The 22,284-nt window shown below is 58.7% G+C and carries 23 protein-coding genes, 1 pseudogene and 1 riboswitch; of the genes and pseudogenes, 9 read left to right on the forward strand and 15 right to left on the reverse strand.

The genetic code is table 11. The annotated features are described in order from the left end of the window. Positions 1–171: 171 nt before the first annotated feature. The 3 genes from BLR72_RS22560 to metA all read left to right on the forward strand — a co-directional run bounded on the left by BLR72_RS22560 (position 172) and on the right by metA (position 1,971). Positions 172–318, forward strand: a complete 147-nt coding sequence (locus BLR72_RS22560; protein WP_155810897.1) for a hypothetical protein — start codon at positions 172–174, stop codon at positions 316–318. A 61-nt stretch (positions 319–379) separates the two neighbouring features. After that, the gene (locus BLR72_RS18725) at positions 380–757 is read left to right on the forward strand and encodes a YciI family protein (RefSeq protein ID WP_027232148.1); all 378 of its coding nucleotides are present in this window, start codon (positions 380–382) and stop codon (positions 755–757) included. A 127-nt stretch (positions 758–884) separates the two neighbouring features. Further along, positions 885–991: riboswitch (SAM-I-IV-variant riboswitch) on the forward strand. Positions 992–1,032: 41 nt separating this feature from the next. Beyond that, entirely contained in the window at positions 1,033–1,971 is a 939-nt protein-coding gene (gene metA, locus BLR72_RS18730; protein ID WP_091950988.1) for a homoserine O-succinyltransferase, read from the forward strand. A 564-nt stretch (positions 1,972–2,535) separates the two neighbouring features. Here the strand turns inward: metA and BLR72_RS18740 are convergent. Then, a complete protein-coding gene (locus BLR72_RS18740) occupies positions 2,536–2,985 on the reverse strand; it encodes a helix-turn-helix transcriptional regulator (RefSeq protein ID WP_091950992.1) in 450 nt (149 codons plus the stop codon). 340 nt (positions 2,986–3,325) lie between these two features. Here BLR72_RS18740 and BLR72_RS18745 point away from each other — a divergent pair, with 340 nt between their 5' ends. The 5 genes and pseudogenes from BLR72_RS18745 to BLR72_RS18765 all read left to right on the forward strand — a co-directional run bounded on the left by BLR72_RS18745 (position 3,326) and on the right by BLR72_RS18765 (position 7,770). Continuing rightward, complete coding sequence (locus BLR72_RS18745; protein WP_175492412.1) at positions 3,326–4,033, forward strand: L,D-transpeptidase; 708 nt, start codon at positions 3,326–3,328, stop codon at positions 4,031–4,033. A gap of 137 nt (positions 4,034–4,170) precedes the next feature. Then, positions 4,171–5,361, forward strand: coding sequence for an RHE_PE00001 family protein (locus tag BLR72_RS18750; RefSeq protein ID WP_091951296.1), 1,191 nt, complete (start codon positions 4,171–4,173; stop codon positions 5,359–5,361). Between the two features lie 368 nt (positions 5,362–5,729). After that, positions 5,730–6,443: pseudogene (exbB, locus tag BLR72_RS18755) on the forward strand (tonB-system energizer ExbB); the annotation flags it as partial. Between the two features lie 11 nt (positions 6,444–6,454). After that, on the forward strand, positions 6,455–6,907 hold the full coding sequence (gene exbD, locus BLR72_RS18760) for a TonB system transport protein ExbD (RefSeq protein ID WP_027232164.1): 453 nt from the start codon (positions 6,455–6,457) through the stop codon (positions 6,905–6,907). Further along, positions 6,907–7,770 (forward strand): TonB family protein, encoded by an 864-nt coding sequence (locus BLR72_RS18765; protein ID WP_091950996.1) that lies wholly within the window; start codon positions 6,907–6,909, stop codon positions 7,768–7,770. Before exbD ends, BLR72_RS18765 begins: the two co-directional genes overlap by 1 nt. On the opposite strand, the gene BLR72_RS18770 is transcribed toward BLR72_RS18765, so the two are convergent. The 6 genes from BLR72_RS18770 to BLR72_RS18795 are packed head-to-tail and all read right to left on the reverse strand — an operon-like array spanning position 7,767 to position 13,961. Then, positions 7,767–9,359, reverse strand: coding sequence for a GMC family oxidoreductase (locus BLR72_RS18770; protein WP_091950998.1), 1,593 nt, complete (start codon positions 9,357–9,359; stop codon positions 7,767–7,769). The genes BLR72_RS18765 and BLR72_RS18770 overlap by 4 nt on opposite strands. Positions 9,360–9,364: 5 nt before the next feature. After that, positions 9,365–10,342 (reverse strand): branched-chain amino acid ABC transporter permease, encoded by a 978-nt coding sequence (locus BLR72_RS18775; RefSeq protein ID WP_091951000.1) that lies wholly within the window; start codon positions 10,340–10,342, stop codon positions 9,365–9,367. A 1-nt stretch (position 10,343) separates the two neighbouring features. Further along, positions 10,344–11,231, reverse strand: coding sequence for a branched-chain amino acid ABC transporter permease (locus BLR72_RS18780; RefSeq protein ID WP_091951002.1), 888 nt, complete (start codon positions 11,229–11,231; stop codon positions 10,344–10,346). Between the two features lie 2 nt (positions 11,232–11,233). Then, entirely contained in the window at positions 11,234–11,938 is a 705-nt protein-coding gene (locus tag BLR72_RS18785; RefSeq protein WP_091951004.1) for an ABC transporter ATP-binding protein, read from the reverse strand. Beyond that, positions 11,931–12,752, reverse strand: a complete 822-nt coding sequence (locus BLR72_RS18790; RefSeq protein WP_210183740.1) for an ABC transporter ATP-binding protein — start codon at positions 12,750–12,752, stop codon at positions 11,931–11,933. Before BLR72_RS18790 ends, BLR72_RS18785 begins: the two co-directional genes overlap by 8 nt. A 3-nt stretch (positions 12,753–12,755) precedes the next feature. Beyond that, positions 12,756–13,961, reverse strand: a complete 1,206-nt coding sequence (locus BLR72_RS18795; protein WP_091951006.1) for an ABC transporter substrate-binding protein — start codon at positions 13,959–13,961, stop codon at positions 12,756–12,758. 296 nt (positions 13,962–14,257) lie between these two features. Between BLR72_RS18795 and BLR72_RS18800 the strand changes: the two genes are divergently transcribed. After that, positions 14,258–15,169, forward strand: coding sequence for a LysR family transcriptional regulator (locus BLR72_RS18800; protein WP_091951008.1), 912 nt, complete (start codon positions 14,258–14,260; stop codon positions 15,167–15,169). Here BLR72_RS18800 and BLR72_RS18805 read toward each other — a convergent pair whose 3' ends face one another. The 8 genes from BLR72_RS18805 to BLR72_RS18840 all read right to left on the reverse strand — a co-directional run bounded on the left by BLR72_RS18805 (position 15,170) and on the right by BLR72_RS18840 (position 22,282). Next, a complete protein-coding gene (locus tag BLR72_RS18805) occupies positions 15,170–16,282 on the reverse strand; it encodes an NAD(P)/FAD-dependent oxidoreductase (RefSeq protein WP_091951010.1) in 1,113 nt (370 codons plus the stop codon). After that, positions 16,279–17,058: a carbon-nitrogen hydrolase family protein gene (locus BLR72_RS18810; RefSeq protein WP_091951012.1), complete on the reverse strand. Its 780-nt coding sequence runs from the start codon at positions 17,056–17,058 to the stop codon at positions 16,279–16,281. The genes BLR72_RS18805 and BLR72_RS18810 overlap by 4 nt, the downstream gene beginning before the upstream one ends. Beyond that, positions 17,055–17,855 (reverse strand): ABC transporter permease, encoded by an 801-nt coding sequence (locus BLR72_RS18815; protein WP_027232175.1) that lies wholly within the window; start codon positions 17,853–17,855, stop codon positions 17,055–17,057. Before BLR72_RS18815 ends, BLR72_RS18810 begins: the two co-directional genes overlap by 4 nt. Continuing rightward, complete coding sequence (locus tag BLR72_RS18820; protein WP_091951014.1) at positions 17,852–18,706, reverse strand: ABC transporter permease; 855 nt, start codon at positions 18,704–18,706, stop codon at positions 17,852–17,854. The genes BLR72_RS18815 and BLR72_RS18820 overlap by 4 nt, the downstream gene beginning before the upstream one ends. Then, complete coding sequence (locus BLR72_RS18825) at positions 18,703–19,740, reverse strand: ABC transporter ATP-binding protein (RefSeq protein WP_091951016.1); 1,038 nt, start codon at positions 19,738–19,740, stop codon at positions 18,703–18,705. Before BLR72_RS18825 ends, BLR72_RS18820 begins: the two co-directional genes overlap by 4 nt. A 64-nt stretch (positions 19,741–19,804) precedes the next feature. Beyond that, complete coding sequence (locus BLR72_RS18830; protein ID WP_244506768.1) at positions 19,805–20,836, reverse strand: ABC transporter substrate-binding protein; 1,032 nt, start codon at positions 20,834–20,836, stop codon at positions 19,805–19,807. Positions 20,837–20,966: 130 nt separating this feature from the next. Continuing rightward, positions 20,967–21,617, reverse strand: coding sequence for an amino acid ABC transporter permease (locus tag BLR72_RS18835; protein WP_027232179.1), 651 nt, complete (start codon positions 21,615–21,617; stop codon positions 20,967–20,969). Next, positions 21,614–22,282 (reverse strand): amino acid ABC transporter permease, encoded by a 669-nt coding sequence (locus BLR72_RS18840; protein WP_162737231.1) that lies wholly within the window; start codon positions 22,280–22,282, stop codon positions 21,614–21,616. The genes BLR72_RS18835 and BLR72_RS18840 overlap by 4 nt, the downstream gene beginning before the upstream one ends. Positions 22,283–22,284 lie beyond the last annotated feature (2 nt).

The raw sequence follows: 22,284 nt of genomic DNA on the forward strand, positions 1-22,284 counted from the left end.
TGCGGCCGCGATAATCTATTTTGGCGTACCACTCATTTGGCATGCCTTGTTTGATCGTCCAGCATAACCAAGGTGAACGTCCGCTTCCTCTAACGCCTTTCCGGAGAAATGATGAGGAAACTCAGTTTAACGAGATCTGCTATGTGGGGCGCTATACTTGGATGCCTGCTGATGGCCATATGGATACTCTATACCGGCAGGGCGCGAAGCGTTCCCGCAACAGGATATCTTGTCGAGCTTCTCGGAGGGGCAGCGGTCGGAGCCGGACTGCTATCCCTCATCGTGTGGCTTGTCGGATCCGCCGTGCGCCAGAAATAGCAATCGGGATTTCGCCGCCGATTTTTCCTGTCATCATCGTCTGAAAAGAGGGACGCAGTTCATGTTCTACGCCATCTTGGCCTATCACGAGGAAGAGATTGTCGAATCATGGTCGAAAGAGGAGGACGCATCGTTGATGGCCGAACTTCTGGAAATCGGCGACCGCCTTGTAAAGGAAAAGAGCCTGGGCCCGGCGGCCCGCCTTGGGCCGACCCGGCGCGCGGTCACATTGCGCGGCAAGGGAGCCGGTATCGTCACGGACGGGCCGTTTACAGAAACAAAGGAGCAATTGCTTGGCTTCTATGTTGTTGAGTGCCCTGCAATTGAGGGGGCGATCGCGATTGCCCGCGACTTGCGCCGTGCCAACCCGACCGCCGTCTATGAAATCCGCCCGGTCTTGCTCTACCAGTCCGGGGCGACGCTATCAGACAGGGATTGATTGGCACTCCGGTTGGAGTTCCTACGCATTTCAAAGGCGGGTCGCTTGCAAGGGCCTTGACCTCCGCAAACGCCGGATGCGGTATCAGAAGAGACTTGCGAAGTTGCGATCGTCTGCGTAGAAGGGGCTTCGACATCAAGAGTTGGGTTGACGCCCAACGCCAACCTGCGCTCCGGGCAAGGTGGTACTTCCGTCAGGGAGGATGTGGCCGAACCGGCAATTATACGGATTTAGCTACCGGCGTCTGTCCAGCGAACCAACAGGAACGCGCGATAATGCCGATAAAGATCCCCGACGATTTGCCCGCACGCCGCCAGCTCGAAGCCGAAGGCGTCAATATCATGCGCGAACGGGACGCGGTGCGTCAGGATATAAGGCCGCTGCGGATCGGATTGCTCAATCTGATGCCCAACAAGATCAGCACGGAAACGCAGATCGCAAGGCTGGTCGGCGCAACGCCGCTGCAGATCGAACTCACCCTCGTTAGGATAACCAATTACGTGGCGCGCAACACGCCGGTCACGCACATGGCATCATTCTACCGTGCCTGGGAGCAAGTCCGTGCCGAGCGGTTTGACGGATTTATCATTACCGGCGCGCCGGTCGAGCATCTGGCCTTTGAAGACGTGCAATATTGGGATGAGCTCCGCCACATTTTCGATTGGACGCAGTCGCATGTCCATCACTGCCTGACTATCTGCTGGGCAGCCCAAGCTGCGCTTTGGCATTTTCACGGCATCCCGAAGCACGCCCTGTCGGTAAAGGCTTTTGGTATCTTCAACCACGGCAACCTCGCGCCCGCTTCGCCATATTTGCGCGGTTTCTCTGATGATGTGCTTATGCCCGTGTCGCGGTGGACGGAGGTTCGGCGCGACGACATCCCACAGGGGCGCGGCCTCAAGGTGCTGCTTGAGGCGGAGGAGACGGGGCTAGGTCTGGTCGATGATCCTTCATGCCGGTCGCTCCACATGTTCAACCACCTCGAATATGACACGAACTCACTTGGCGACGAGTATTTCCGCGATCTCGCAAACGCACCTTCAATGCCGCTGCCTCGCAATTACTTTCCCGATGACGATTCGTCATGTAGGCCGGCGAACAGGTGGCGCAGCGCTGCCCATCTCCTTTTCGGCAATTGGATCAATGAGATCTATCAAACCACGCCTTTCAACGTCGACGACATAGGCATGATACCGCGACAGCTGGTAGGTTGACGCGATAAGGAATGTCGCTGATTTACGCGCGGATCCTTTTGACGTATGTAAATGAAATAGAAGCTTATTGGTATTTAGCTTCCGTTCGACCTTGACCCGATTTGCCCAGTCCCGCCTGATTTCGTATTAGAATCTAGGCCGTCCGGATGCCGGATCATCAGGAGATAGTCGAAGCGGAAACCCGAAGGTTCCGCGCTTGTTCCCCAAGCGCGCCACCTCGCACCCTTCATCAGGCATGAGAAACGGAATCTCGCACGCCCTCCCCGCCTTCCGTGTCCCATCATGCCGACGACTGCAATAGACATTCCGGAAGTCGGTTGGAAATTGGATGGATCGTGTCTGACGCCAAGCGTTTATTGTCGATCTCCCCGTTATCCACTTCCCCCGCCGGGGTGATTGTTGATTGGAGGTGGATCTGTACCATCAGGCTGTGCAAGGCAGAGTCCACCTCCCGACCTTGTGACCCCGAGGGCGCCGCTGGCATCTTTGCCCGCCAGCGGCGCTCCCCGTGTTTTCCATGCACGGTGCTATCTTGCTCGAACGCCGTGTGGCGCCCTAACTTGTTCAATCCGCCTCAGCCGCATCAACAGGGCGATACAGGCGAATATCCTGCGAAGGTGTGCAGGCAAATGTCTCACGGTAAAGCTTCGAGAACCGGCCTGGGTTGGCAAAGTGAAAGCGGGCGGCGAGTTCCCTGACCGACATTGCGTCCCCATTCTCGATGATCTTTCGAGCCGCCTCGATACGGCAATCCAGCAGCACCTTTATGGGCGTTACCCCTTTCAGCTTGCGAAACAGGCGTTGCAATGACCGGGTATTCACCCCGGCCGCGCTGGCGATATCGGACAGATTGATGGGCTGAAGAAGGTTGTTGCGAATGAAGTCCTCCGCGGCAGCGAATTGCTGCGAAGGACTTTTGGCCGGGACCGCGCCCGCGCTGGCAGGCTTTGGTTCATCCATTTGGCCTGAATGGGAGGGCGCGGAACCAAAGAGCAGGGCCGTGTCATCTATCATTCTTGATAACTCTTATTGAGTGTTGAAATTCGAAGTTCGGTAAAGGTACAACCAGATGTTGAAAAGGAATTAAGTAAAACGAGTGATTGTGCAAACCTTAAATCAGCCGGGCAAAATTCAAAATTCGACCTTAGATCTATGTCGGAATGTACTGTGTTGACAACTGTCAACACCAGGCTCTGGTGACGTTACGTTGACAGCTGTCAACTGACGCTCACGTTAAGTGCCGCTATCGACTTCACTATTTGTAAACCACATTTCCATACAGTCAGAGCTTATATGCACCGGCTTGTAAGCGAGTACTGCAGTGTCCCAGAGCAACGACGCATTCACAACCGAGATTAAACCGCACTCTGTTTCCAGGCGCCAAATTCTGATTGGCGTCGGCTCACTCGCATTGGCGGGTGTAGGGGGCTGCACTCAAACGACTTTTGAACTGCCCGAAATGAATATTGACCCGCTCCCCACGAGCGGTATCCGCCCGCAAATCAGCGTCGACAAATCCGTGACCGCACCCGACGTCATGTATGCGGCGGTCCAGGAAGGGCCCTACTCACTTCCGGCCGTTCCCTATCAGAAAATTCCGGCGCAGTTCCGTCGCCAGATCGTCGTCGACCCGACCGGCGAGCAACCCGGCACGATCGTCGTCCGGCTGCAGGAGCGCTACCTTTATCTTGTCCAGCCAGGTGGTGACGCCATCCGCTACGGAGTCGGCATTGGCAAAGCCGGCTTCCTGTGGAGCGGTCGCGCCAACATACAATACAAGAAGGAGTGGCCGCGGTGGACGCCGCCACGCGAAATGATCGGCCGCAAACCCGAACTTGCGAAATACGAAAACGGCATGGAGCCCGGTCCGCAGAACCCGCTGGGGGCCCGCGCACTCTACATCTACAAGGATGGCGTCGATACAGGATACCGTATCCACGGCTCGCCGGAATGGTGGTCCATTGGACAGTCGATGTCCTCTGGCTGCGTCCGCCTTATCAACCAGGACATCATCGATCTTTATAATCGTGTCCCTGGAAAAGCGACGGTCGTGGTTGGCTAACGTCGTCAAAGCGTCTAGACTAAGCCTTACGCCAGCTCGTTGATTCACTCTCCTCAACATTTGCCGGGTCGGCAACGCGCGGCTGGAAGCGAATGCTCATATAGCTTCCGCTTAACCTTTCGTTTACCATGTTTTCAATGGTTTACGATTCGGCTGATTTTTCACCCTGGGATTTGCTTGCTCCGCTCGTTGCGGCAGAAGACGCTCTCGCTCGGCTTGATGACCGGCTCGGCCGAAAAGGGGACCTTGGCGAGCCCAGTGGCCGCCGCACGCGGGAAGGGCTGCTACGGGAAAACGAAGGCTGGATAACCCGCTCTCACTTTATCGAAGCATGCAATGCCTTATGGCTCGCTGGTGAACTCGTCCACACCGAGGACCTCGTGCTTCACGATGCCCGGATGGATATTCGAACCCCTACCCACGAGTTGACCAAGGCACACGCGATCCTGCGTTGCCGGCGTCAGGTCGCGGGCAACGCCCCAGGCTGGGCCCTTAGCGCAAAAGGCATTGCCGCGCTGCGTGGACGCACCCTTAGCGAGGCCCCGCTCACGCCCGTTCCAGTTCATCGCGCGGAGCCGGTTACAGACCTTGCGAAAACCGAAGCCGAGAATGAATTTGAGGACGGTCTGGCCCGCCTCGATACATTGCTGGACCGCACGACGCGGCTTCTCGCAGAGTCCGGAAATTCCGCTTTTCCGAATCCTCCCTCCAGGCAGGGGACAGAACCGCCTCCCTCGGCGGTGACCCCGGACGGCGACCCACTCGTTTATGATCCCGATTGGGACGAAGATGCGCGACTGGATCGTTGGCTCAAGGTGTATGAACGTTCGCATGGCCTGCCGCCGCTGCTTGCGGCTGCTGTGGTCTGGGATGCGTGGGAACAGATCGAGCCGCTACAGCACCAGCATTGGCTTGGTCCCATGCTCGTTGCAGCCATGTTGCGGGAGCGCGGCAAGACAAAATCACACATGGCCGTCTTAAATGCGGGTCTGCGTTCCGTCCCGCGCGAGCGGCGCCGCGCACGCGACCGCACAACGCGCCTGCTCGCGTTTCTGGAGGCAGTCCAGACCTCCTCAACGACCGGTCTCAAGGATGTCGAACGGCTTGGACTCGCCCGCATGCAGATGGAACGCAAATTGAAAGACCGCCGCTCCACCTCCAGCCTCCCGGGGATGATCGATCTTGTACTTTCACTTCCTATGGTTTCGACGGCTCTGATTGCCAAGGAACTCAAGGTGTCCCAGCGCGGCGCCCTGAATCTCATCGCGGAACTTGGCGTGCGCGAGATGACCGGCCGCGGGCGCTACCGCGCATGGGGAATCATCTAGCATGGGAATATTCACCAGATTATAGTTGATTATTTTACTCATAAATAATAAGCCGCTCTCCACGACATTTGAAGGAACGGCTAATGAAGCAGACACAGGCCGATAAAATCTCGAAGGCACGTTTTATGCAATGGTCGCCGGTTGGCCCATTGTTCGCCACGCTCGTATTCGCGGCTACCGTTTGCGGAACGGCACACGGACAGGAAACGGTAACCCCTCCTGAACCCAACTCAGCGCAACAATCGGCCCCCGCCCCGGAAACAACAAACCCTGCTGCAAACACGCCGCCACAAACGATATCACCTGCGCCTTCAGGCGCGGTTATGCCGATGGATGCGCCGGCGCCAACCCCGCAGGCCACGCTGCGGAATTTGCCGCACAATCTCTCACCATGGGGCATGTTCATGGCGGCCGACTGGGTCGTCAAAGGTGTGATGATCGGGCTTGGCTTTGCTTCACTTGTCACCTGGACCGTATGGCTCGCTAAGACACTCGAACTTGCAGGCGCGCGTCTTCGCGCTCACCGCGCACTCCAGATCATCAACAACGCAGCTACATTGAGCGACGCGGAAAAAGAGCTTGAGGGGAGGGGAGGGCCCGGGGCTGCACTCGTCAATGCCGCTCGCCAGGAAGTCCGCCTGTCTGCAGATGCGAGAGAACATGCTGGCGCCGACGGTCTGAAGGAACGCGTTGCCTCGCGCCTTGCCCGTATCGAGGTGCAGGCCGGCCGGCGCATGAGCCGTGGCACTGGCGTTCTCGCCACGATCGGTTCGACTGCGCCCTTCGTCGGCCTGTTTGGGACGGTCTGGGGCATCATGAATTCTTTCATCGGCATCTCGGAATCGCAGACAACCAATCTTGCGATCGTGGCTCCGGGCATTGCTGAAGCGCTGCTGGCAACTGCGATCGGCCTTGTCGCCGCCATTCCGGCGGTTGTGATCTATAATGTGTTTGCGCGATCGATTACCGGTTACCGCCAATTGATTGCCGATGCATCGGCAGGCGTCGAACGTCTCGTCAGCCGCGACGCCGATTATGCGCTCGTTCCACAAACATCAAAGCGCGCCGCAGCGACAGAATAGGCGGCACGACCATGGCAGGCGGCATCCGGCACAACGTCTCCGACGACGAACTTCAGGAAAACCACGAAATCAACGTGACGCCATTCATCGACGTCATGCTGGTGCTCCTGATCATCTTCATGGTCGCGGCGCCCCTCGCGACAGTAGACATCAATGTCGACCTGCCGGCCTCGACGGCGACGCCGGCGCCTCGTCCAGACCAGCCGGTCTATCTGACTTTGAAGGACGATAAATCCATAGCCATCGGCAACGACACGATGACGCGCGACTCCCTCGGCCAGTTCCTCGACCAGAAGACAACCGGCAACAAGGAAACGCGAATCTTCCTGCGCGCCGACAAGGCGGTCGACTACGGTTCGCTCATGGACCTGATGAACGCGCTGCGGGACCATGGTTACCTCAAGATTGCGTTGGTGGGACTTGAAAGCGCACCTCTGGCTCCCAAAGGTGAAAGCGCGCAGTGATGTCCAACGGGTCTGCCACCGCCGGGGGAGGGGGCCCGCGTCTTGATTGGCGCGAAGTTGGTCTCTGGTCAGCAGCCGGACTGGTCGTTGTCGCGCTCCACGCGGGCGGAGCCTGGTATTTACAAAGCCGACAAAGCGCTGCACCCGCAGGCGATATCGCGAACGCCATCATCATCGACATGGAGCCACTGCCTGCGCCGATCGTGCCTGAGCCGGTTGCACGGGATGCGCAACCAATCGACCCCGAACCGACAGAGCCCGAGGCGGTCGAGCAGGAGGCCGTATCGCCCGAAGCTCTGCCCGAAGTCCAGCCGGAACCGGAAGAGCAGGTAACGCCGGTTGAAGAGGCAGAGCCCGTAGAGGAGGTGACGCCCGAACCAGTGCAGGAACAGGCCGAGGGAGTCGTGGAACTTCCCAATGTCGACGTGCCTTTACCCGTCGTCCGCCCAGAGCCGGAAAAGCCTGACACGCCAAAGAAGAAGGCCGTCCGCAGGCCGGAACCGAAGACGGCGGTTGCAAGGACCGAGGCTGAAACGCCCCGTCAGGCAGTGCAGCAGCCGCAGCCTGCAGCTTCCAGCGCAGCGTCGGCGCGGCAGGCGGAAAAGTGGAGTTCACGGGTCCAGGCCTATCTTATCCGCCGCGCCCGCAGCGCCCGCACATCGGGCGAGGGAACGGTTCGCGTCAGCTTTACCGTCACGCGGGACGGCGATATTGTTTCCGCTCGCATCGTTGGCAGTTCTGGCAATCCGACGCTCGACCAGGGCGTTCTCGATGCCGTACGCCGGGCATCACCAGTACCATCCGCTCCCGCCGATGTCACAGTATCGCGCCAAAGCTTCACCGTACCGTTTCTGATCCGCTAACCGCGCACGATCATTTCCGCAGCCTTTTCCGCAATCATGATTGTCGGCGAATTGGTATTGCCTGAGGTGATTGTCGGCATTATCGATGCGTCCGCCACCCGCAGCCCCTTGATGCCACGGACCCGCAATTGCGGATCGACCACCGAGGCTTCATCCGCGCCCATCCGGCACGTCCCGACCGGGTGAAAGATTGTCGTGCCGACCGCACCGGCAGCTTCAATCAATTCTTCTTCCGTCTGATAGGAGGGTCCGGGCTTGAATTCCTCCGGCTGAAACCGTTGCAATGGTTTCTGCGCCACAATGTTGCGGGTGATGCGGATCGAATCGGCAGCCACATGACGATCACCCGGCGTCATCATGTAGTTGGGTCGAATGGCGGGCTGCATCCGGTGGTCCGGCGACTTCACGTGCACGGTCCCTCGGCTTTCAGGGCGGAGATTGCATACACTTGCGGTAAAAGCCGGAAATGCGTGCACGTTCTCACCGAACTTCTCCAATGAAAGCGGTTGCACGTGATATTGCAAGTTCGGCATGTCAAAAGACGGATCCGAACGCGTGAACACGCCGAGCTGGCTTGGCGCCATCGACATGGGACCTGACTGTCTCAGCAGATATTCCAGTGCAATCGAAGCCTTGCCCAGCAAGCGGTTGGCTTTCTCGTTGAGTGTCGGAATCCCGGTCACTTTGTAGGCGCAACGCAACTGCAAATGATCCTGCAGGTTTTCGCCCACGCTACGCCGATCGAGCACCGTCTCGATACCAGCCGCCTGGAGGGCTTCGCCCCGCCCGATACCGGAAAGCTCCAGAATATGCGGAGAGCCGACTGCGCCTGCGGCGAGAATGACTTCGCGGCGGCAATCCACGGTCCTGGCCGTGCCCTCCTGATCGAACTCGACGCCTTGGACTTCGAGCCCATCGAGAACCAGTCTGCGCACATGCGCGCCGGTCGCCACGGTGAGGTTCGGCCGCTTGAGGGCAGGGCGCAAAAACGCCTTCGCGGTATTCCACCGGATACCGCGTTTCTGGTTCACCTTGAAATAGGACGACCCTTCATTGTTGCCTCGATTAAAATCGTCGGTGCGCGGAATGCCCGCCGCCTCAGCGGCGTCGCGAAACGCATCGAGAATATCCCAATGGAGGCGCGCTTCCTCGACCCGCCACTCGCCTCCGGCACCATGGAATTCATCAGCGCCCCGATAATAGTCTTCCGACTTCCTGAAATAGGGCAGCACGTCGTCCCATCCCCAGCCGGTGCACCCGTCCTGCCGCCAAAGATCGTAATCGCGCGCCTGCCCGCGCATGTAGATCATGCCGTTGATCGAGGAGCAGCCGCCAAGGACCTTTCCGCGCGGATAGTTCAGTATTCGTCCATTCAGCCCCGGCTCAGCTTCAGTTGAGAAACACCAATCCGTCCGGGGGTTGGAAATGCAGTAAAGGTAGCCAACCGGAATATGTATCCAGGGGTAATTGTCCTTACCGCCGGCCTCGAGGAGTAGAACCGAAACGTTGCGATCTGCCGACAGGCGATTGGCGAGCGTGCAACCCGCCGTTCCGGCACCGACGATGATGTAATCATAGGTTCCGTACATTCTGATCAGTTCTCGAGTTTGCTCGCAAGCATCCTTCCGAGGCGCGAGGCATAGAGTTCGCCAATGATGCCGCGGCGGAAAACGAGGACGCAAACCATGAAGATGATGCCGGTGATGACCGTCACTGGAAACTCGGAGGTTGCAAGGTAGTTCTCCAGCGTCGCTATGAGTGCGGCGCCGAAGATGGGCCCGACGAGAGTACCAATGCCACCCAGCAATGTCATGAGCACGACTTCACCCGACATTTGCCAGCTTACATCCGTCAGTGTGGCGAACTGGAAGACAATTGCCTTGAGACCACCGGCAAGGCCTGTCAACGCCGCGGACATCACAAAGGCGGCGAGCTTGTAGCGCGAGACCGAATAGCCGAGCGATATGGCGCGGTTTTCATTTTCGCGCACGGATTTGAGGATCATGCCGAAGGGCGAATTGATGATGCGCCAGATCATGAACATCCCAATCAGAAACACGCCAAGCACGAAGAAATACATGTTAAGCGGTTGTTCGAGATCGATAAACCCGAAGAGATACCCTCGTGGCACTCCCTGAATGCCGTCTTCGCCGTGGGTGAAGGACGCCTGCAAACAGAAGAAGGCAAACATCTGCGCCATCGCGAGCGTAATCATCGTGGAGTATATGCCCTGACGACGGATCGCAAGAAAGCCGATGACGAGGCCGAGGGCGGTCGCACCGGCGACACCGGTGAGAATGCCGAGCTCCGGTGAAAAGCCCCATTCCTTGACCGCGTGGGCGGTAAAATAGGCAGCGCCGCCAAAAAATGCTGCGTGGCCAAAGGAAAGGATGCCGGTATAGCCAAGGAGCAAATTGAACGCACAGGCGAAGAGCGCGAAACAGAGGACCTTCATCAGGAACACGGGATAGACATGAAACGGCGCAAATACCAAAAGGGCCACGCCGATCAGTATCAGAACCGTTTCGCGGTTGAGGCGCGCCTTTGGCGCGGATAGGGCAGCTTCGCTCATCTCACGCCTCCTTACCGAACAGCCCCGCAGGGCGCACAAGCAGCACGATTGCCATGATGACGAAGATGACGATGCTCGATGCTTCCGGATAGAAGACCTTCGTCAACCCCTCAAAAATGCCAAGCATATAACCGGTCACGATCGCCCCGAGTATCGACCCCATGCCCCCGACCACCACGACCGCGAAAACGATGATGATGATGTTCGAGCCCATCAGCGGGCTGACCTGATAGATCGGCGCCGCGAGGATTCCCGCGAGCCCGGCGAGTGCGGCCCCAAGGCCATAGGTAAACGTGAGCAGCAAAGGCACATTGATGCCAAAGGCCCGGACAAGCGTCGGATTTTCCGTCGCTGCACGCAAGTACGCGCCAAGGCGAGTCTTCTCGATCAGGAGCCAGGTGCCTAGACAGACGACGAGCGATGCAACGACCACCCACGCACGATATTTCGGCAGGAACATGAAGCCGAGGTTGACGCCGCCAGCCAGAGCATTCGGCACCGCATAGGGCTGTCCCGCGGCGCCAAAATAATAGCGGAAGGTGCCTTCGATCACGAGCGCGAGGCCGAACGTGAACAACAGGCCATAGAGATGGTCGAGATTATATAGGCGCGACAGGGCAACCCGTTCAATGAACGCTCCCGCGAGGCCGACGGCCAGGGGCGCAAGGATCAAAGCCGGCCAGTAGCCGATGCCAAGCTTGGCCAGGAGCAGATAACCAATAAAAGCACCCAGCATATATTGGGCGCCATGAGCGAAATTGATGACGCGAAGCAGCCCGAAAATGATCGCAAGGCCGAGGCTCAACATGGCATAAAAAGAGCCATTGATCAGCCCGATCAGCAATTGCCCGAGGAACGCCTGGAGAGGAACGCCGAATATCATGGTCATCGTCAGACTCCCAAAGCTTCGTTGAGCATCGACATGCGGCCGGTAAGTTCGCTGACATGAAAGTTGTCGATGATCCTGCCATGATCGACCACGTAGAATCGGTCGGCCACCTTGCTGGCAAAACGAAAATTCTGTTCCACAAGAAGGATCGTCATGCCGCGCTGCTTGAGCGTTACAAGCACCTCGCCAATGCGCTGTACGATAACCGGCGCGAGGCCTTCTGTCGGCTCGTCGAGGAGCAACAGTTTGACACCGGTCCGCAGGATGCGGGCAATCGCCAGCATTTGCTGTTCGCCGCCGGAAAGCTTGGTGCCGGGGCTGTTGCGCCGCTCCTTGAGGTTGGGGAAGAGTTCATAGATCTCGTTGATCGACATCCCGCCCTTGGCAACCACAGGCGGAAGGTTCAGATTCTCGTCGACGGAAAGCGTGGCAAAGATGCCGCGCTCTTCCGGTACGAAGCCAATGCCGGCATGGGCGGTGCGATGCAGTGGCACGCGCAACATATCCTTGCCATCGAACATGATGGTGCCGGTGCGCTTGCGAATGATACCCATGATGGAGCGCAGCGTCGTCGTCTTGCCGACGCCGTTGCGCCCAAGCAACGTCACCGTTTCGCCTTCGTCGATATCGAGATCGACGCCATGGAGAGCATGGCCTTCGCCATACCAGGCATTGAGATCGCGCACGGCCAGAAGCGGCTTAGTCATGTTCGGTCCCCATATAGGCCACCCGGACACGCTCGTCTTGACTGACGGTGCGATAATCACCCGACGTCAGAATCTCGCCTCGCTGCAGAACCGTGACCTGATGACAAAGGTCGGCGACCACCTTGAGATTATGTTCGACCATCAGGATGGCGCGATCCTTGGCGACCTCGCGAATAATGTCCGAAACGGTATGAACATCTTCATGCCCCATGCCGGCCATCGGCTCGTCGAGCAGGAGAACCTTGGGATCAAGCGCTAGCGTCGTGGCAATTTCGAGCACGCGCTTGCGGCCATAGGAGAGATCCGCCGCCGGGCTGTTGCGGGCGTCCGTAAGACCGACGGCCTCGATCAATTCGAGCGCCCGCTCGTTGAGCCGGTTGAGCGATGTCATCGGCAGCCAGAATTGCGTCGATAGGCCGCTGGGCCGTTGCAGCGCGACGCGGACATTATCAAGCACGCTCAGATGCGGAAAAACGGCGGAGATTTGAAACGAGCGGACCAGCCCCATGCGCGCGACCTTGGCAGGGTTGGTCTTTGTAATGTCGTTGCCAAGCAGCGTGATCGTCCCGCTGGATGGTTGCAAGAATTTGGTGAGAAGGTTGAAAACCGTCGTCTTGCCCGCGCCATTCGGCCCAATCAGCGCGTGCACGCGCGCATGGTGAACGTCGAGATCGACATTGTTTACGGCGATGAAGCCGCCAAAGTCGCGACGCAGGCCACGCGCCGACAGGACAACCGACGGTCCTTGTCGTTGGTCAGCGAGGGGAGAGGAGGTTCCTCTCCCGCCCGCCGGATTGGTCTGGGTTGCGGTCATGCGTTATTTGACCAGCGGGCAGCCGCTCTCTTCCGGCTTGATGTAGGCTTCGGCTCCCGGAACGGTTGCAAGTACCTTGTAGTAGTCCCAGGGTGCCTTGCTCTCATCCGGCTTCTTGACTTCCATCAGGTAGACGTCGCTGAAGAGGCGCCCGTTCGGTCCGACCTTTGCGCCTCGGCCAAAGACGTCATCAACCGGCATTTCATGCATCGCGGCCGCCACCTTTTCCGTGTCGTCTGTGCCAGCCTTCTGAATGGCCTTCAAATATTGCGTTACGCCCGAATAGGTCGCGGCCTGGATCATGTTTGGCATACGGCCGGTCCGCTTGAAGAATTTCTGGCCGAACTCACGCGATTGATCGTCGCGGTCCCAATAGAAGCTCTCCGTCAGCGTCAGCCCCTGTGCGGCTTCAAGACCGAGACCGTGTACTTCGGCAAGGGTGAAGAGAAGCGCCGCTAGGCGCTGACCTCCGGAAACGATGCCGAATTCAGCCGCCTGCTTGATGGCATTGGCCGTATCAAGACCGGCATTGGCAAGGCCGATGACCTTTGCGCCCGAGGATTGTGCCTGCAACAGGAAGGACGAATAATCGGTCGTCGCCAAGGGGTGGCGCACTGAGCCGACAATCTTGCCGCCCTTCGACGTTACGAACTTGCTCGTCTGTTCTTCCAGCGAATAGCCAAAGGCATAGTCGGCGGTGAGAAAGAACCAGGTATCGCCGCCCTGCGCCACGAGGGCGCCACCAGTACCGACAGCAAGCGCGTGCGTATCATAGGCCCAATGGAATCCATAAGGCGAGCATTGCTTGCCTGTGAGTTCCGCCGTCGCTGCCCCGGTTACGAGATCGATTTTCTTCTTTTCCTTGGAGATGCCCTGCACGGCCAGCGCCACCGAGGAGGTGGTCAGCTCCATGATCGTATCGACCTGCTCGGTGTCATACCATTGGCGCGCGATATTGGAGGCAATGTCAGGCTTGTTCTGATGGTCTGCGGAAATGACTTCGATCGGTGCGTCGAGCACTTTGCCGCCAAAATCTTCGGCCGCCATCTTTGCGGCTTCAAACGACCACTTGCCACCAAAATCAGCGTAAACGCCCGACTGGTCGTTAAGAATACCGATCTTGACCTTGCCGTCCGATATCTCGGCGCTGGCCGCGGGGATGACTGTTGCGGCCATCAGAGCTGCTGTTGCAATTGCCAAAAGTCTCATTCGTAACTCCTCCCAAAGATTGTACGCTCACAGGATCATCGGGTGATGGACTGCTGCGCGCCGAATGGTTCAATGAAAATGCCCAGGGAATACGCGCGGATAGTTCCGCGTTCCTTGGTTCTGGTTCCTCCTCAATCCGCCCCAAGGGGCGGACAAAATTCGTCTTATGATTGCCTTGTTTCTCCCGACCGGCAACCACGCGTTTGAAAAAACTGTAACATTGACAAATAGGTACACAAACACCTATTTTTGCACAGAATAAGTACAAAAATGTACAGACCCATAAAGGGCCGTTTTTGCGCCAGTTCACTTGGGACGATCTCCAGTATTTCCTTGCCGTCGCTCGCACCGGTCAATTGACGACGGCCGCGCGCCGCCTGCGCACCAATCATGTGACGGTTTCGCGGCGGATCGACAGGCTAGAGGAATCGCTGTCTGCGCGTTTATTCGAACGCAATCCTCGTGGCTATGTACTGACGGCGCTCGGAGAAAAACTTGTGGAGTCGGCCGAGATCATGGAGCGGGAAGCCGACCGTTTTCAAAACGAAGCCTCGGAGGGGACGGTCTCGCTGACCGGGGTTGTCCGCCTCAGCATCCTGGAAGGGTTTGCCAACTTCTTCCTGGCCGATCGCATGCCGCGCATGGCGCAGTCCTATCCCGGCCTTTCCATTGAAATGGTAACTATCCAGCAGATCGTGTCGCTGTCGCGCCGCGATGCGGACCTGTCGATCACGCTTCATGCGACACGAACCGGGCCATATTTCCAGGAAAAGCTGACGCCTTATCGACTGTTCATTTATGGATCGCGGGATTATCTGGCGCGCCATTCGCCAATCGGCGAGCAGTCGGACCTCTCCAATCATCGCTTTATCGGTTACATCGAGGACATGATCTTCACGCCGGGCCTCGACTACATGCGCGAGATCCTGCCTGGTCTCCATCCAGCCTATCAAAGCTCGAGTATTTTCGCGCAACTCAGCGCCACCCGTTCGGGCTTCGGGCTCTGCATCCTGCCATACTTCATCGCATGCAAATATCCCGAGCTGGTGCCGGTCCTGCCAAAAGACCTGCACCTCAACCGGGACTATTGGATGATCTGCCACGAGGATATCGTCAGCACGCCCCGTATCCGCGCCTTGAGCGATTTCATAAAGTCCGAGGTGAAAACGCAATCCAGCGTTTTTGCCGGGGAGCGGCTTCTCGGCTGATCAGGAAAACCGCGCCGGCGATAATTTCGGCAGGAGCGGTTCAAGTTCGGCATCGGGCGCGTCACCGCGAATGAGCGCTGCCGCCAAAGCCGACAGGGCAGGGGACGTCTGAATTCCATAGCCCCCTTGTCCGGCAAGCCAGAAAAAACCTTCGACGTCAGCGTCAAACCCGGCGACGGGCGTGCGGTCGGGCGCGAAAGTCCGCAAACCCGCCCAACTATGCTCCACGCGCGTGACTGACACGGTCACCGCCTGCTCGAAACGGTAGAGACCTTCCGCGAGCACCATGTCATCGGCGAAAGCGTCGTGCGGATCAACTGGTGTTTCATCGCAGGGCGAAACAAACATCCGTCCGCCGTCCGGCTTCATATACCAGGCTTCGTTCACGTCATCCACCAGGGGCCAACCGCGGGTATCGTGGTTTTCGGGTGCGGGCAGCACTGCGATGCTGCGGCGCAACGGCGTCAGGCCAAGCGGCTTTGCACCAAAAAGCGCAGCCGTCAGATCTGCCCATGCACCCGAGGCATTGACGATGGTTTGGGCCACGAACGTCTTGCCGCCGGCTTGAACGTGCCATTCGTCGCCGATGCGTTCCGCCCCGGTGACCTCGGACCTGGTATGGATTTCAACCCCGAGAGATGTGGCCTTGCGCAACCAGCCCTGATGCAGTGCATTGACGTCGATATCCCAGGCATCGGCCTGATAGCATGCTGCAGCAATATGGTCTGCGTTGAGTATCGGCACCATTTCAACGGCACGATCGACAGAAATGATCTCGACACCGACACTGGTGCGCGCAAAGTTTTCAAGATCGGCAATGTTCGTCGCATCGGCCACGGTCAGGCAACCGCGCGGCGTAAGCAGCGGCTGTGGGAAGAGGCTCGTGTCGCGATTTTCGAACAGCGGGGCACTCACCTTATTAAGGCCCCGGATAACGTCGTTGCCATAGTTGGGTAGAAAGATTGCCGCCGACCGGCCGGTGGAATGATAGCCCGGTTGATCCTCACGCTCGATCACGGTCACGCGATGCGTCGAAGCCAGGGCAGCGGCAACGCCAATACCGGCGATCCCCGCGCCAATGACAAGAACATCCGTTTTGATTGTATCGGTCATGCTGATCCCAAATCTTCAAGGTAGGTATTGTCGGCTATGGATGCTGAAAACGCGCCGGGGTCAATATCCGCAAACATCATGCTTTCCGCGTCCTCCGGGCCTTCCGCAAGCAGACCGCCATCGGGCGCAGCGATACGCGAGCGGCCGGCAAATGTGAAGCGGCCATCATTCCCAAAATGATTGACGTAGGCGACGAAAATCTGGTTCTCGAAAGCACGCACCTGAATCATGTGGTCGGTGATGAACGTGCCTGACGGTCCCCTCGGGAGCGCTGTCGGTACGAGCACCGCATCTGCGCCGGCGAGCGCCAACCGGCGGACATTTTCCGGAAACTCGACATCGTAGCAGATGAGCAGTCCCAACTTGAGACGCCCCAACTCGACGATACAGTTGTCGGGGTTTCCGGATTTAAACAGGCTGCGCTCATAGGGTCCGTAAAGGTGCGATTTGCGATAGATGGCGGGCTTGCCATCCCCATTGACGAATGCCGCGCTGTTGAAGACGTGAGCGCCATCGCGTTCGGCAAATCCAGCGATGATGGCCACTCCGCTTTCCGTGGAAATCTTCTGAAGCCTTTTGACCTGGCTGCCGGTTGCCGGTTCCGCGAGGGACTTGATAATATCCCCAGCGCCATAGCCGGTGACGCACAATTCAGGTGTGACCAGCAGGTCGGCACCGCCTTGCCCGGCCTCCTGCGCGGCTTGTTCGATCCGGGCAAGATTGGTGTCCACGTCACCGGGAGCCGACTGCATCTGCAATGCCGCGATCCGCATCATTTCTCCTCCGAAGCCATGGCGCCAAGCAGTTTCGGCAAGTCGCCGAATTTGGCCACCAGCGAGAAAATCACTGCCGCTGTCGCGACGAACAGGATCGTCACCGAAGCCATGGTCGGCGTATAGCCATAGCGCAACGCGTTGAAGATTTTGATCGGCAACGTTTCGAGGGTAAAACCAACCGTCATATAGGCAACGATATATTCGTTCAGTGACAGGACGAACGCGAATGCATAGCCGGATACCAGGTAGGGGCGGATCAGCGGCAGGACGACTGTGCGGAATATCGTCCGGTCGTCGGCGCCCATCGTGGCGGCCGCCTCAACGAGTGACCGGTCGATAGCGGAAAAGCCGAGCGAGAGGGTCACAAGCGGCAGCGTGACGAAGAAGATCGCATGGCCGATGACCGCGGTCCACGCCTGACCGTAGAAGCCGGTGGTTGCCCAGAACGTCAGGAAACCGAGCGCGGTAATGACAGGGGGCAGCGTGAAGGGCGCTATTCCAAGAACCTGGAAAATATTCGCCCACGGCGCGATGCGCCGCCACAGGAACCATGAGAGGGGGAGGGCGATCAGCACCGCAAGGGCTGCCGAGGTGGTCGCGAGAATAACCGAGGCGACGAGCGCGCTGCGCCACTCGGGATTGGTGAATATCTGGCCGTACCAGCTCAGCGAAAATCCTTGCGGCGGGAATGCAAGCGTCTGCTTGGCATTGACCGACACTCCGGCAACAACGATGAGCGGCATCGCCAGAAAGAGGCCTATCAGCACGAAATAGAGACGGCGCAACGCGTTGGTCATGCCTTTTCTCCCTTGCGGCCAACGAGCAGGGTGAGCGCGACGAGCCCAAGCGTCACGAGAACCAGGAACACGGCCATTGCCGCCGCAAACGGCATGTTCGACTGGTAAATCGCCAGGTCGGTAATAAGCACCGAAAGGGTCCAGTGCTGCGGACGACCCAGGATCTGCGGCAGCAGGTAGGAGCCAAGCGCAAAGATGAAAACCATGATCAGCGTTGCCATGATTGTATTGCGCAGCGCAGGCACAAGCACATTGAAAAAGGCGCGAACCGGGGAAGACCCAAGCGTTCGTGCTGCTTCCATTAAGGTGGGATCAAGGCGCACAATCGCGGGATAGAGAACGAGGATCGTATAGGGCAAGGCCTGGTAGATCATGCCGGTGAGCACGGCGCCAAAACTCGGGAACAAGGCGACGGGCTGGTTGAGCAAGCCAACTGCGACGAGGAGATTGCTGAGCCCACCCGTCCGCGACAGGAGCGTCGACCACGCAAAACCGATGATAACCTCTGAAAGAGACAGTATCGAAAGCAGCGCGACCAGCCAAAAGACCTGCAGACGACGCGAAAGCCGCGAGAGAAGATAAGTGAACGGCAGGGCCAGAACGACGCAACAGATGGCGACGGTAACGGCGAGCATCAGGGAGAAGCTGAGGACCCCGCCGAAGAAGGGCGTCAGGAACCGCTCATAATTGGAAAGCACGAACGCCGGCGTATAGAAGCCGCCCTCCTGACGCTGGAAGAAGCTGACCGTGATCATGGTGCCGAACGGAACGACGAAGAAAATGAGTAGCATGCCCGCCGGAAAGAATAGCGGGCCGTAATCGGCGATGGATTGGGGCCGTTCCCGCTTCATTGCTTGAGCACCACGCATACATCCGGCGAAAGCGTTATGCCCACCTTCTGGCCGGCGGCGACATCGGGCCGTTCGCGCGGCGTGGAGACGGCGATGATCTGCTGTCCGCCCGCGTCGACGAAGGTTTCGATCGTGCCGCCGAGATCGCGAACGAAGGTCACCGTACCGTCGATCGCTCCGCTGCCGGGAGCTGTCAGATGCACGTCTTCAGGACGCACCGATATCGTTGCACGCTGCGTGCCCGCTGGCAGGGCCAGACCTTGCACACGGTGTCCGAAGATCGTAGCCGCTCCCGAACTGTCGGCGGCGGTCTCGATCAGATTGGTTGATCCGATGAAATCGGCGACGAACGTATCGGCAGGTTTGCGATAGATCTCGACGGGGGAGGCGGCCTGCCTGATGTGTCCGCCGTTCATGACGACGACCGTATCGGCCATGGTCATGGCTTCGCGCTGGTCGTGGGTAACGACAATGGTGGTGATGCCAAGTTTCTGCTGCAACTGGCGCAGCTCCACCTGCATCGCCTCACGCAGCTTGGCGTCGAGCGCCGACAGCGGCTCGTCGAGCAGGAACAGGCGCGGCGACAGCGCGAGCGCCCGTGCGATCGCGACGCGCTGGCGCTGGCCACCCGAGAGCTTCGAGACGGGACGGTCTTCATAACCAGGCAGATGGATGAGAGACAGCAATTCATCGACGCGCTTCTTCTGTTCCTCGCGTGGCTTACCGCGGATGCGAAGCGGATAAGCAATGTTTTCCCCGACAGTCAGATGCGGAAAAAGCGCGAGCGATTGAAACACCATCCCGAGATTGCGCTTATGGGTCGGCACATTGGTGATGTCGGCTCCGTCGAGGAGAATGGCGCCATTGGTCGGGTCCTCAAGGCCGGCAATCATGCGCAGCAAGGTCGTCTTGCCGCAACCTGAAGGCCCGAGCAGGCACACGAATGTGCCATGCGGAACCGAAAGACGCACGTTCTCGACCGCAGCGAATGTCCCAAACCGCTTGGTGACATCGTTCAATACCAATCCGGACATCTGCCCCTCATTATCTCGATTGTTAAGCACCACCCTCCTGGCGAAGGGTGGTGCCTTTGTCTATTCAGCCGACGATGAGTTCGGTCCACTTCTGGTTCAGCCAATCCGACTTGGTGGTGTACAGATCGTAACGGGGGATGATCGGCTCGATATCGGACGAAACAGCGGCAAACTCCTTCTCGTTGAGATCGAGCAATTCCCGCTTGACTGTCGGGGATGTGCCGACCTTTCGTGAAAGGGTCGCCTGGATCGCCGGCTGGCTCATATAGTCGATGAAGGCATGGGCTTCATCCACCTTCTTCGAGGCGCGCGACAGCGCCCAGCAGCCGGAGTCCTGAACGCCGCCTTCCTTGGGGAAGGTCGAGCGAACCGGGTGTCCTTCGGACGCAGCAAGTCCGGTGACGTCGTGATAGTACTGGCCCATCGGAATTTCGCCCGACTTCAGCGACTGCTCAAACTGGGCCTCGTCGCGGTACCACAGGCGCACATTCGGTTTAACTTCGGCGAGCTTGTCGAAGGCTTTCAAAAGCCCTTCCTCAGTATCAAGCGCGTTTGTGCCACCGAAGTACGTCTTTGCCGTGATTTCCAGCAGGAACGAGTTGGAGACGAGAGCGAGAAGTCCGAGCTTGTCCGCGTTCGCCTTGTCCCAGAACGCGGCCCATGTCGTCGGCGCTTCCTTGTAGATGTCCGTGTTGGTCACGAGCGTGATGTACCAGGAAACCGCGCCGATGCCGGCAACGCCGCCATCCGGATATTTGTTGATGAAACGGTCGAGCAGATTCTTCGAATTCGGGATCTTCGCCATGTCGAGTGGGGTCCAGAGCTTCGTGGTCTGCCCCTTGAGCATCGCGACCTGCGACATCATCGAAACGTCGGCGGGTGCCGCGCCAGCCTTCGCCGCCTGTTCAAGCTGCACCAGCCAGGCCTCGCCAGTCGGCTCGGCAACGGACTCAACCGTGATACCGGTCGCCTTGGTGAATTCGGGAAAAATGTTCTTGTCGAACGAGTCCTTGAAGTAGCCGCCATAGACGCCGACCTTCAGCGACTTGTCCTGCGCCCGCAAGATCGACGGCATCGCCAAGGTACCCGCCGCCATTGCGCCGGTGGCGAGCACCACGCGGCGACTGACACCTTTTTGCAGAATATTGCTCATCATCATTCTCCTTATTTTTGCAGCCAGTACTGGCGATTTCCCACTCTTCTTATCTAGATGCGCAGCTTGCCATTCAGTGCTGGCGAGCAGCGCGAAGCTCCAATGTCTTTGTATAGCGCGTCAGCGGATAGCACAGAACAAAATAGATCAGCGCGACCAGGCCATAGACGGTGAAGGGTTCGAACGTCGCGTTGTTGATCGCATTGGAGGTGCGCACCAGTTCCTCGAACCCGATGATCGACGTCAGTGCCGTGCTCTTGATCAACTGCACGAGGAACCCGACAGTCGGCGCACGCGTGATGGCGAATGCTTGCGGCAGAATGATCAGTCGCAGCTGGGCCACATAATGAAGGCCGAGACTGCTACCCGCATCCCATTGGCCTGTCGGTAGCGACTGGACACCGCCGCGCCAGATCTCGGCAAGAAAGGCGCTCGCGCAGAGCGTCAGCCCCAGTACTGCGGCTGTCCATGCCTCGATGCGCAGGCCAAGCAGCGGCAGCCCAAAAAACAGCAGGAAAAGCTGCATCAGCAGCGGCGTTCCCTGGAAGAGGCCGATGTAATACTCCGCGGCGCGCCGCAGCCAGCGCCGCTTGGAAATGCGCAGCAGCAAGATAGCGAGGCCTGCAATCGAGCCGCCGATAAAGGCGACGACTGACAGGAGAATGGTCCAGCGGGCAGCGAGAAGCAGGTTGCGCAATATGTCCCAGAAGGTGAACTCGATCATGCCATACCCCCCGCAATCGCGCGCCTTCCGGCAGCAAAGAGCAGTCTGCGCAGACCGATGCTCATCGCGAGGTAAACCAGCGTCACCACGAAATAGGTTTCGAACGCCCGGAAAGTGCGTGCCTGCAGCATGTCGGCCTCGTAGGTCAATTCACGCACCGCGATCTGCGACACCACAGCGGATTCCAGCATCATGATGATGATCTGGCTGGTCAGTGCCGGGAAGATGACTTTCAGCGCCTGCGGCAGGACGATCTTGACGAAAACGAGCCATGGCTGGAGGCCGAGCGCCGCCGCCGCTTCCCGCTGCCCTTTCGGAACCGCGTCGAGGCCGGCGCCGACGATCTCCGTCGTATAGGCCGTCATGTTCAAGGTCATGGCGAGCATGGCCGAAACGACCGGGTCAAGCCGGATGCCGAGCCGCGGCAAGCCAAAGAAGATGAAGAACAACTGCACGAGAAAGGGCGTGTTGCGCACGATTTCGACGTAAGCGGCAATTGCCTTGCGCAGTATCGCATGACGGCTGCGCTTGGCGGCCGCCCCGAAGATGCTCAAGGTTACGCCTGCCACAGACGTCACGACGATCAGAAAGATCGTCATGGCGGCGCCACTGGCAATCATGCCAATGGCGCCATAGAGCCAGCCGAAATCGAGCGCGTAGCCCACCG

It is taken from the genome of Phyllobacterium sp. YR620 (assembly GCF_900104165.1).
Classification (GTDB): domain Bacteria; phylum Pseudomonadota; class Alphaproteobacteria; order Rhizobiales; family Rhizobiaceae; genus Phyllobacterium; species Phyllobacterium pellucidum.